The organism is Nocardioides allogilvus (assembly GCF_003047285.1).
Lineage (GTDB): Bacteria > Actinomycetota > Actinomycetes > Propionibacteriales > Nocardioidaceae > Nocardioides > Nocardioides allogilvus.
Window position 1 is genome coordinate 20,998 of the sequence record NZ_PZYX01000006.1, and the last position, 12,051, is coordinate 33,048.

A 12,051-nucleotide genomic window follows, 5' to 3' on the forward strand; every position below is an offset into this window, starting at 1 on the left:
CGCAGGCGCACGCGCGCCTGAATTCGTCCGGGAATTGGGTCGTAACTCCGGACCCTGTCCGGGAGTTGAGGCCGCATGACCCGTTCTCGTACCCCCCGCCGCAGCGGTCGGTTCGCCGGCCTGCTGGCTCTCGGCCTGCTGGCCGGCCTCACCCAGCTCCCGGCCTCCGGCAGCCCTGCTGCCCCGCCGACCCTCGACGTCGACTCGATCCGCACCCTCGGCGACCCCGTCGCGGGCCTGGCCGACCTCGACACCCGCGGCACCGCCGCCCCGACGGCGGCGCAGAAGAACGCCGCCGACGCCCTCGGCGACGTGACCGTCCGCTGGAACTCCTTCGGCACCCCCTCCTCGCTGCTCCCGGCCGACGGCTCGCTCGGCGCGGCGCCGGGTGCGCCGGCCGACGGTGCCCGCACGTGGCTGCGCCAGAACTCCGCCGTCTTCGGCCTCAGCGCCGCCCAGGTGGACGGGCTCGAGCTCGTCAACGCCCAGCAGCTCGCCGGTGCAGGGGACGGCGTCCGCGCGATCCTGTTCCGCCAGAAGCACGGCTCCCTCGTCCCCGCCACCGGCGGGATGGTCACCCTCGGCGTCGCCGGCGGCCAGGTGGCCTATGCGTCGTCGTCGCTGGTGCGCACCAGCGCTACTCCCCCCGCCGCGGTGCTCACGCCCCTCCAGGGCTGGCTCAAGGCCGCCGCGAACGTCGGCCGCGTCACGGACGCCGCGACGATCACCGACCTCGTGAAGGGTGCTCGTCCCGGTGACTGGACGACCTTCTCGGTCCCGGGCCTGGCCCAGCAGCAGCAGGTCCGCCTGCGCGCCCTCGCCCTGGCCGACGGCAGCGTCCGCCCGGTCCTCGAGGCCAACGTCGTCGACTCCGAGGCCGGCGACGCCCTCGCCCACACCGTGCTGGTCGACGCCGTGACCGGAGCCGTTCTGGTGCGCCGCAACCAGGTGGACAACGAGTCCTACCAGAACGTCTTCACCGGCTCCTTCACCGCGATCGCCTGCGGTCCCAAGCACGCCTTCGAGCTGACCGACGACGCCACCAAGTCGATCAACGCCCTCGCTGCGGCACTTCCCGTCGACGACGTGACGGTCAAGCTCTTCGACCCGTCCGGCGCACTGCTGGTCGACCAGGACCTGCTCACCAGCCCCGAGCTGATGACCTACTCCGCCGACTCGATCCCGGCCGGCACCTACACGATCCAGGTCTGCCCCTTCGACGCCGCCTCGGCGGTCGTGGGCCAGTACACCCTCGGCGTCTACACGAGCGACCAGGCCGCTCCCTCGCCTGCGGACCTCCAGCTCAACCCGAGGTGGCGCTACTTCCCCGCCAACCCGACGCTCGACTCCCCCGAGCAGGTCCCGACCAACTCGGTCGTCGGCTGCTGGACGTCCGAGGCGGGTTGCGACACCCCGCCCGGAGCCCTCGCGACCTCGTCTGCGTTCGGACCGTGGGACACCGTCCTGGGCGGCAACGTGCCGACGTCGACCACGATCGGCAACAACGCCAACACCCACGAGGCCTGGGTCAGCCCGCTGACCCCCGGCGGCCTCTTCCAGGCGCCGGTCTCCCCCACCCGTGAGTACACCGCGGAGTTCACCGACGCCTGGAACAACTCCAAGTGCGACCCGACCGAGCTGCATCCGGGCGGCAACGACATCGACGCGTCGGTGGCCAACCTGTTCGTGGCCCACAACCGGATGCACGACTTCAGCTACCAGCTCGGCTTCACCGAGCGCAACTACAACATGCAGCAGGAGAACGGCGGGCGCGGCGGCGTCGGTGGCGACCCCGAGGTCGGCAACGCCCAGGCCGGCGCCCTGACCGGGGGCACCCCGACCTACCTCGGTCGCGACAACGCCAACCAGATCACGCTGCAGGACGGCACGCCCGGCATCACCAACCAGTACCTCTTCCAGCCGATCGCCGGCGCCTTCTACGCCCCGTGCACCGACGGCGGCCTGGACATGGGCATCGTCGGCCACGAGTACACCCACGCCATCAGCAACCGCATGGTCGGCGGGCCCGACGACGGCCTGTCCTCCGAGCAGGGTGGTGCCATGGGTGAGTCGTGGAGCGACCTGGTCGCCGCCGAGTACCACTACGAGCACGACTACTCCAACGGCGGCAACGTCTGGGCCGTCGGCGTCTACGCCACCGGCAACAAGGACGTCGCGATCCGCGACTACTCCATTGACAAGAACCCGCTCAACTACTCCGACTACGGCTTCGACAGCACCGGTCCCGAGGTCCACGCCGACGGCGAGATCTGGAACGGCACCCAGTGGGAGGTCCGCCAGGCCCTGGTCGAGAAGTACGACGCCGTGTACCCCTCCTCCGACAAGACCCTGCAGCTCTCCTGCGCCCAGTCGGGTGTCGACCCGACGCGGCCGATGACGCCCGTCGCGCAGTGCCCGGGCAACCGGCGCTGGCTCCAGTTGATGTTCGACTCGTTCCTGCTCCAGCAGGGCGCGACGTCGATGCTCGACGCCCGCGACGCGATGCTCGCCGCCGACCAGATGCGCTTCGCCGGTGCCGACAAGGCCGTGATGTGGCAGGCCTTCGCCCGCCGCGGCATGGGTCGCGACGCGGTCACCCCCGACGCCGACTCCCACGAGCCGACCCCGAGCTTCGCCGCGGCGATGACACCCAACGCCCCGGTCACCTTCCAGACCGGGAGCCCCTCGAAGATCTACGTCGGCACCTACGAGGCCCGCGCCACGCCGATCGCCGACACGATCGGGGACACGCCCCTGGGCGCGACCGCCGAGCTGACCCCGGGCACCTACCGCATGCTCGCGGTCTCGGCCGACCGCGGCTTCACCCGCTTCACCCTCACGGTCGACGGCGCGAAGGCGCGGACGGTCAAGGTCGCCGACGAGCTCAACGTCGCCGGTGCGGCTGCCGGCGCCAAGGTCATCGGCGCCACCGAGGGATCGCTCAACGCCGAGCAGCTCATCGACGGCACCGAGGCCACCAACTGGGGAGGGGTCACCGAGGGCAACGTCGACGAGACCAACCCGTCGGTGTCGATCGACCTCGCCGGTGACCAGCAGACCGTGCGTCGGGTCCAGGTGAGCGCCATGCTCAACCCGGCGCCCGCCGACCCCAACGAGCTGCCGCTGCTGGCGGTCGACGACCCGGACTCCGGCTCGCGGTTCACGGCCCTGCGCCAGTTCGCCCTCGAGGCGTGCACGGCGAGCTGCGAGACGCCCGCCGCCACGTGGACACGGTTCTACACCTCGCCCGCCGACGCGTTCCCGAGCGTGCTGCCCCGTCCGGTCGCCCCCGACCTCACGATGCGTGAGTTCGACGTGCCGGACACCCAGGCCGCCGCCGTACGCCTCGTCACCCTGCACAACCAGTGCACGGGCCAGGCGGGCTACTCCGGCGAGCTCGACAACGACCCGACCAACGACACCGACTGCAAGACTGCCTCGGACCGCGGCACCATCGTGCACGCCTCCGAGCTGCAGGTCTTCACGACGGCGACGAAGGCGCCGGGCGGTCCGGGATCACAGTCCCCGACCACGCCGCCGGCGTCGGACCTGTCCACGCCGACCGCGTCGCCGACGCCCTCGGCAGGGGCCACCACGGCTGCTCCCACCAGTGGTGAGAGCACCAGCACCTCGCGGGTCGAGACCGGACTGAAGGTGCGCCTGTTCCGCGCCGTGCAGACGTCGCGCAACGCTGCGCCCAAGCTCGTCGCGCGACTCGTCCTGCCGGGCGAGCAGGCCGGTGTGCTCGGGAAGTTCGTGGTCAAGCTCGACGGCCGGACCTACCGGAAGGCGGATGCCTCCTCGCTGCGCCTGACGTCGCTGATCAAGCGCCGGCTGGCGCCGGGCACCCACAAGCTCGTGGTGCTCTTCCGTCCGGCCGATCGCGACGCGGTCGAGCCGGCTCGCTCGCGGACGCTGCGGATCACGGTGCGCTGACCAGCGCAACTTCCGACCCGTCACGACGGCGGGGTGGCCTCTCGGGAGGGCCGCCCCGCCGTCGCTGCATGTCCCCGGCTTGCGTGCGGCCCGCCGAGTCGCAAGTGTGGACGCATGGTTGGCCGTATCCCCGTCATGGACGTCTCCCCCGTCGTCGACCTTGGCCGTCACGCAGCCAAGGCGACCATCGGCGAGCCCCTGCCCATCCGTGCCTCCGTCTTCCGTGAGGGACATGACCAGCTGAGCGCCGAGGTCGTGCTCACCGACCCGGGCGGGACCAAGCGCCCACCGGTCCGGATGACGAAGCACGCCGAGGTGCCCGACCGCTACGAGGCGTGGGTCACCCCTGACGTCGAGGGCGCCTGGAGCTTCGAGATCCAGGCCTGGTCCGACCCGCTCGCGACCTGGGAGCACGACGCCGGGCTGAAGGTCCCGGCGGGCGTGGACGTCGAGCTGATGTTCACCGAGGCGCGCCTGCTGCTCAACCGCGTGATCGCCGGCGGTGGCCTGGATGACCGCGAGGTCGGCATCCTCAGCGGCGGCGCCCACGCGGCGGCCGACGACACGCGCCCGGTCGCGGCCCGGCTGGCGGCGCTGCAGAGCCCCGAGCTGGTCGACGTGCTCACCCGGCACCCGCTGCGCGAGCTGGTCACCCACGAGGGCCCCTATCCGTTCCAGGTCGACCGCAACCGCGCCCTGTTCAGCTCCTGGTACGAGTTCTTCCCGCGCTCCGAGGGTGCGACGCAGGACGAGAAGACGGGCCGGATCACGTCCGGCACCTTCCGGACCGCGGCCGAGCGCCTCGACGCCGTGGCGGCGATGGGCTTCGACGTGGTCTACCTGCCGCCCATCCACCCCATCGGCGAGGTCAACCGCAAGGGCCCCAACAACACCCTCACCCCGGGTCCCGACGACACCGGGTCGCCGTGGGCCATCGGCAGCAAGGACGGCGGGCACGACGCGATCCACCCCGAGCTCGGCACCTTCGAGGACTTCGACGCGTTCGTCGCCCGCGCCGCGGAGCTCGGGCTCGAGGTCGCGCTCGACCTCGCCCTGCAGGCGGCGCCCGACCACCCCTGGGTGACCAGCCACCCGCAGTTCTTCACCACTCGCGCCGACGGCACGATCGCCTACGCGGAGAACCCGCCGAAGAAGTACCAGGACATCTACCCGATGAACTTCGACAACGACCCGACCGGCATCTGCCGCGAGGTGTTGCGCGTCGTGCGGCTCTGGATGTCCCACGGCGTGCGGATCTTCCGCGTCGACAACCCGCACACCAAGCCACTGGCCTTCTGGGAGTGGCTGCTCAAGGAGGTCCGCCGCACCGACCCCGACGTGCTCTTCCTGTCCGAGGCGTTCACCCGCCCGGCGATGATGCACGGCCTGGGCGCCGTCGGCTATCACCAGAGCTACACCTACTTCACCTGGCGCACCACCAAGGCCGAGCTCGCGTCCTACCTCACCGAGGTGGCCACCGAGTCCGACCACCTGATGCGGCCCAACTTCTTCGTCAACACCCCCGACATCCTGCACGCCTATCTGCAGTACGGCGGTCCCGCGGCGTTCAAGATCCGCGCGGTGCTGGCCGCCTGCGGCTCGCCGAGCTGGGGCGTCTACGCCGGCTACGAGCTGTTCGAGCACGTCGCGGTGCGCCCGGGGTCCGAGGAGTACCTCGACTCGGAGAAGTACCAGATCCGGATCCGCGACTGGAAGCAGGCGGATGCCGACGGGCGGTCGCTGGCGCCGTACATCACCAGGCTCAACGCCCTGCGTCGTGCCCACCCGGCGCTGCAGCTGCTGCGCAACCTGACGGTCCACGGCAGCGACGACGACAGCGTGCTGGTCTTCTCCAAGGTCTCGACGGGCTCGACCGCCGGGGAGCCCGACGACGTCGTGATCGTGGTGGTCAACCTCGACCCGCACGGCACCCGCGAGACGATGGTGCACCTCGACCTGGCCGCCCTCGGCCTGGAGGGGCAGGAGTCCTTCGCCGTGCACGACGAGCTCAGCGGCGAGGACTGGACCTGGAGCACCGACAACTACGTCCGGCTCGACCCCGGCACCGAACCCGCCCACATCCTGACCGTGAGGAACCCCCGTTGAGCAGTGACGCCACCCAGATCCTGAACACGGGCACCGACACGGAGTGGTTCCGCACCGCGGTCTTCTACGAGGTGCTCGTCCGCTCGTTCCGCGACTCCAACGGCGACGGGACCGGTGACTTCAAGGGCCTGATCGAGAAGCTCGACTACCTCCACTGGCTCGGCGTCGACTGCTTGTGGGTGCCGCCCTTCTTCACCTCGCCCCTGCGCGACGGCGGTTACGACGTGGCCGACTACACCGACATCCTTCCCGAGTGCGGCACGACCGAGGACTTCCACGAGTTCCTCGACGAGTGCCACAAGCGCGACATCCGGGTGATCATCGACTTCGTCATGAACCACACCTCGGACGCCCACCCGTGGTTCCAGGCCAGCCGCCAGGACCCGACCGGGCCCTACGGCGACTTCTACGTGTGGTCCGACACCGACGAGCTCTACCAGGACGCGCGGATCATCTTCGTCGACACCGAGCCGTCGAACTGGACGTGGGACCCGGTGCGCCAGCAGTACTACTGGCACCGGTTCTTCCACCACCAGCCCGACCTCAACTTCGACAACCCCAAGGTCCAGGAAGCGATCATGGAGGCGATGGCGTTCTGGCTCGACATGGGCCTGGACGGCTTCCGCCTCGACGCCGTGCCCTACCTCTTCGAGCGCCCCGGCACCAACGGCGAGAACCTCCCCGAGACCCACGAGTTCCTCAAGCGCTGCCGCCAGTTCGTCGACGCCAACTACCCCGGTCGGGTGCTGCTCTGCGAGGCCAACCAGTGGCCCGCCGACGTGGTTGCCTACTTCGGCGACGAAGACGGCCCCGAGTGCCACATGGCGTTCCACTTCCCCGTCATGCCGCGTATCTTCATGGCTGTGCGACGCGAGTCGCGGTTCCCGATCTCCGAGATCCTCGAACAGACGCCGGCGATCCCCGACGGCTGCCAGTGGGGCATCTTCCTGCGCAACCACGACGAGCTGACGCTCGAGATGGTGACCGACGAGGACCGCGACTACATGTGGGGCGAATACGCCCAGGACCCCCGGATGAAGGCCAACATCGGCATCCGGCGCCGGCTCGCCCCGCTCCTCGACAACGACACCAACCGGATGGAGCTGTTCACCGCGCTGCTCCTGTCGCTGCCCGGCTCGCCGGTGCTCTACTACGGCGACGAGATCGGGATGGGCGACAACATCTGGCTGGGTGATCGCGACGGTGTCCGCACCCCCATGCAGTGGACCCCCGACCGCAACGCGGGCTTCTCCTCGGCCACGCCCGGCAGGCTCCACCTGCCCGCGATCCAGGACCCGGTCTACGGCTACCAGTCGGTCAACGTCGAGGCACAGCTGGAGAACTCGTCCTCGCTGCTGCACTGGACCCGCCGACTCGTGCACGCCCGGCGGCGGCACCCCGCCTTCGGGCTCGGCACGTTCACCGACCTCGGCGGCTCCAACCCGACGGTGCTCTCCTACATCCGCGAGCACGTCGACGCGGACGGGTCGCACGACGTCATCTTGTGCATCAACAACCTGTCCCGCTTCCCGCAGCCGGTCGAGCTCGACCTGCGCCCGTGGGAGGGCATGGTCCCGATCGAGCTGCTGGGCGGCGTCCCGTTCCCCGCGATCGGCGAGCTGCCGTATCTCCTCACGCTCGGCGGGTACGGCTTCTACTGGATGCGGTTGATCGACGGACAGCCCAGCGAGGAAGGCCACGCATGACGCTTGCCCCGGCACTGAAGGACTACATCGAGCACGCCCGCTGGTTCGGCGGCAAGGGCCGCGACTGGGAGGTCGGCGAGGTCCGCAGGGTCGGCACGCTGCCGGGCTCGACGCCGGACCTCACCGTCGTCATCGAGCTGGTGGAGATCTCGTACGCCGATGCGCCGGCCGGCGCCGACCCCGAGTTCTACCAGGTCCCGCTCGCGCTCTACCCGCACCGCGAGGAGCGCCTCGACCACGCGCAGATCGGCACCCTCACCGAGGGTGGGCGCGAGCTCGTCGCCTACGACGCGGTGCACGACCGGCAGGCGATGGCCCTGTGGCTGCAGGCCTTCGCGGCCGCTGCCGACGGCAAGGTCACCGCCGACCTGCTCGCGTTCCACCGCGTCGCCGGCCACGAGCTCGACACCGACGCCCACTCGACGCTCTTCACCGGCGAGCAGTCCAACTCCTCGGTCGCCTTTGGCGAGGACTCGCTGATGAAGGTCTTCCGCAAGGTCACGCCCGGCGTCAATCCCGACGTGTCGATCCACGAGGTGCTCACCCGCGCCGGCTCCGACCACGTGGCCGCCCTCTTCGGCTGGCTCGACGTCGTCGACGAGACGACGGACTCGACCATCCAGCTCGCGATGCTCCAGCAGTTCCTCCGCACCGCCACCGACGGCTGGGAGCTGGCGCTGGCCAGCGTGCGCAACCTGTTCGCCGAGGCCGACCTGCACGCCGACGAGGTCGGAGGCGACTTCGCCGGCGAGGCCGCGCGCCTGGGTCGCGCCCTGGCCGAGACGCACGAGACGCTGGCCGCACACTTCCCGGTGTCCGTGCGCTCGGCCGACGAGATGGCCGCCCTGGCCGGGGCGATGCGCGAGCGGTTGAGCGCCGCGATCGACGTGGTGCCTGCGCTCGCGGACCATGCGCCGGCCCTGCAGGCGACGTACGACGCAGTGGCGGGCCTGGCCGACGTGCCCGTGCAGCAGATCCACGGCGACCTGCACCTCGGCCAGACGCTGCGCACCGTCAAGGGCTGGAAGATCGTCGACTTCGAGGGCGAGCCGGCCAAGCCCCTGTCCGAGCGCCTCCTGCCCGACTCGCCGTGGCGTGACGTCGCAGGGATGCTGCGCTCCTTCGACTACGCGCCGCGTGCGGTGACGATGACCAGCTATGCGCTCGACACTGACGTGGACGAGGAGGGCCAGCAGGCGTACCGCGCCGCCGAGTGGTCCGAGCGCAACTCCCACGCCTTCCTCGCGGCCTACGCCGAGCGCGAGCTCACCGCCGCGGAGCAGATCCTGCTCGACGCCCACGTCGCCGACAAGGCCGTCTACGAGGCCGTCTACGAAGCCCGCAACCGGCCCGGCTGGCTGGCCATCCCGCTCGATGCACTCGACCGCCTGGCCCGCGAGGCGGCCCAGGACAGGACGGAGTCACGATGAACACCGGAGCCCCCGGCGAGCTCGACATCCACCTCATCCACGAGGGTCGTCACGAAGAGCTGTGGAAGGTGCTCGGCGCCCAGGTCGAGGGCAGCGGGGTGTCCTTCCGGGTCTGGGCCCCCAACGCCCTCGAGGTCCAGGTGGCCGGCGACTGGGCCGGCTGGGACGGCGCCCGGCACCCCATGGTCCGCGTCGGCGACTCCGGCATCTGGAGCGCACACGTCGATGGCATCGGGGTCGGCGCCCACTACAAGTTCCGCATCCGCACGGCCGACGGGAGCTGGGTCGACCACGCCGACCCGATGGCCCGCTACGCCGAGAAGCCGCCACGGTCCGCCTCGGTGGTCTGGGCCTCCGACCACACCTGGCACGACGAGGAGTGGCTGGCGGCCCGTGCTGCCACCGTCGCGGTCGATGCGCCGATGTCGATCTACGAGATGCACCTCGCCTCCTGGCGCAAGCACCCCAGCCGGCACGAGCAGGGGGCCGAGCTCTACGACTGGCACCAGATCGCCGACGCACTCGTGCCCTACCTCGCCGACCTCGGCTTCACCCACGTCGAGCTGATGCCGGTCATGCAGCACCCCTTCGGCGGCTCGTGGGGCTACCACGTGACCTCCTACTTCGCGCCGGACGCGCGCTTCGGCGACCCCGACGGGCTCAAGGTGCTCATCGACCGCCTGCACCAGGCCGGCATCGGCGTCATCCTCGACTGGGTCCCGGGCCACTTCGCGACCGACGACTGGGCGCTCGCCAACTTCGACGGCACCCCGCTCTACGAGGACCCCAACCCCCAGCGCGGCTGGCACAAGGAGTGGGGCTCGCACATCTTCAACTTCGGACGCAACGAGGTCCGCAACTTCCTCTACGCCAACGCGCTCTACTGGCTCGAGGAGTTCCACGCCGACGGCCTCCGCGTCGACGGCGTCGCCTCGATGCTCTACCTCGACTACGCCCGCGAGCCCGGCGAGTGGACCCCCAACGTCCACGGCGGCCGGGAGAACCTCGAGGCCGTGCAGTTCCTCCAGGAGCTGAACGCCACCGTCTACAAGCGGGTGCCCGGGGTCGTCACCATCGCCGAGGAGTCGACGTCGTGGCCGGCCGTCACCGGACCGACCTCCGACGACGGGCTGGGCTTCGGCTTCAAGTGGAACATGGGCTGGATGCACGACTCGCTGGGCTACGTCGCGCACGACCCGCTGTGGCGCAGCCACCACCACGGCCAGATGACGTTCTCGCTGGTCTATGCCTTCACCGAGAACTACGTGCTGCCGATCAGCCACGACGAGGTCGTGCACGGCAAGGGGTCGCTGCTGCGCAAGATGCCCGGCGACCGGTGGCAGCAGCTCGCCAACCTCCGCGCCTACCTCGCCTACATGTGGGCCCATCCCGGCAAGCAGCTGCTCTTCATGGGCTGCGAGTTCGGCCAGGAGTCGGAGTGGGCCGAGTCCCGCGAGCTCGACTGGTGGCTGCTGGAGCACCCCGAGCACGCAGGCGTGCACTCGATGGTGCGCGACCTCAACCGCGCCTACACCGCGTCCGGCGCGCTGTGGGGCCGGGACAACTCACCCGAGGGCTTCCAGTGGCTCGACGCCAACGACGCCGACCGCAACCTCTTGTCGTTCGTCCGCCGCTCCCCCGGCGAGCCGGACGTCGTGTGCCTGGCCAACTTCTCGGCCGTCCCGCACGAGGGCTACCGGCTCCCCCTGCCGGCGGCCGGGAGCTGGGCGGAGATCTTGAACACCGACGCGGCGGCGTACACCGGATCGGGTGTCGGCAACCTCGGCGGCATCACCGCGCTCGAGGGTGCGACGAACGGGCAGCCGGCCTACGCCGACATCGTGGTGCCACCCCTCGCGACGGTGTGGTTCCGTCACGAGGGGTGATCCTCACGACCGTGGTGCCTGCCGGCCTCAGTGCAGGTGGATCATCTTCAACATCCCCATCAACGCGTGCGGCATGCCGCCCATGTTGGGATCGGGGAAGAAGCACATGATCACGTACTGGCCGGGCGGCAGGTCGTAGTTCACCGTCATCGAGCGACCCGGGCTGATCGACGCGGTCTCCATGCCGGCCTTGAGGAACGGCGGCGGGCCCTCCTCGGTCTGGAGGAACTTCAGCACCTCATCGGTCGTGGTGCCCTCCTCGACCTGCTGCAGGATCACGAAGTGCGGGACGGTCCGGTCGGCGTTCTTGAACCAGAACGCGCCCTTCGCCGGCATCATCGACGAGCCGCCCCACGTCGGGCCGGACCTGGCGACGATCTTGCCGTCAACGTCGGGCTTCGGGGCCTTCCGCACGGCTCCGGCGCGGAAGTGGGCCAGGTCGCGGGACGCGAAGGAGAAGACGGTGTACTCGCCGGCGCCGGGCAGGACGACGGTCCCGCTGCCACCCGACTCGAAGCCGCCGAGGAACTCGACGTTGGCGATGGCTCGCTTGAGGGCCTTGATGTCGCCCTTGCCGGCGGCCGCGAGATCCTTCATGAACTCCCGGTCCTCGTAACCCCGGTCGAACCTGACGATCTCGGCGGCTCCTGCCCCCTTGACGTTGACCTTGACGCGGCCGGCGTCCAGACCACGGGCCCCGCGGACCGTGATCGCCTGCTTGGCGACCTTGATGGTGATGGACTGGATTGCGGCCTCGGCCGTCCTGGCCGTTGCCGTGGTGGACACCAGGACCGGTGCCGTCACCATGACTGCTGCGCAGGCCACAGCGATTCCTGCGCGTGCTGAGCTGAGAACCCGCATGAGCGACTCCTGAGATGTGAGAGTGGAGCCCATCACTGTTCTACCGGCGCAGGGGCCCGTCATCCCCACGTTGGGGTATAGCCGGGCCGTTCGTGCCCCGTGCGCCCCGCTCGGCGTGCGATAACT

Annotated in this window: 6 protein-coding genes; 5 read left to right on the plus strand and 1 reads right to left on the minus strand. The window is 70.3% G+C overall.

Annotation, left to right across the window (positions count from 1 at the left end; all coding sequences use genetic code 11):
- Positions 1 to 75 precede the first annotated feature (75 nt).
- The 5 genes from C9J87_RS10820 to glgB all read left to right on the plus strand — a co-directional run bounded on the left by C9J87_RS10820 (position 76) and on the right by glgB (position 11,064).
- The gene (locus C9J87_RS10820; RefSeq protein ID WP_107705533.1) at positions 76 to 3,936 is read left to right on the plus strand and encodes a M36 family metallopeptidase; all 3,861 of its coding nucleotides are present in this window, start codon (positions 76 to 78) and stop codon (positions 3,934 to 3,936) included.
- Positions 3,937 to 4,050: 114 nt separating this feature from the next.
- On the plus strand, positions 4,051 to 6,042 hold the full coding sequence (locus C9J87_RS10825) for an alpha-1,4-glucan--maltose-1-phosphate maltosyltransferase (RefSeq protein ID WP_107705534.1): 1,992 nt from the start codon (positions 4,051 to 4,053) through the stop codon (positions 6,040 to 6,042).
- Positions 6,039 to 7,748, plus strand: a complete 1,710-nt coding sequence (treS, locus tag C9J87_RS10830; protein WP_010832451.1) for a maltose alpha-D-glucosyltransferase — start codon at positions 6,039 to 6,041, stop codon at positions 7,746 to 7,748. The genes C9J87_RS10825 and treS overlap by 4 nt, the downstream gene beginning before the upstream one ends.
- Positions 7,745 to 9,178 (plus strand): maltokinase N-terminal cap-like domain-containing protein, encoded by a 1,434-nt coding sequence (locus tag C9J87_RS10835; RefSeq protein ID WP_107705535.1) that lies wholly within the window; start codon positions 7,745 to 7,747, stop codon positions 9,176 to 9,178. The genes treS and C9J87_RS10835 overlap by 4 nt, the downstream gene beginning before the upstream one ends.
- On the plus strand, positions 9,175 to 11,064 hold the full coding sequence (gene glgB, locus C9J87_RS10840; RefSeq protein WP_107705536.1) for a 1,4-alpha-glucan branching protein GlgB: 1,890 nt from the start codon (positions 9,175 to 9,177) through the stop codon (positions 11,062 to 11,064). Before C9J87_RS10835 ends, glgB begins: the two co-directional genes overlap by 4 nt.
- A 27-nt stretch (positions 11,065 to 11,091) precedes the next feature.
- Here the strand turns inward: glgB and C9J87_RS10845 are convergent, their stop codons facing one another.
- Positions 11,092 to 11,889, minus strand: coding sequence for a hypothetical protein (locus tag C9J87_RS10845; RefSeq protein ID WP_157953174.1), 798 nt, complete (start codon positions 11,887 to 11,889; stop codon positions 11,092 to 11,094).
- Between the last annotated feature and the right edge of the window lie 162 nt (positions 11,890 to 12,051).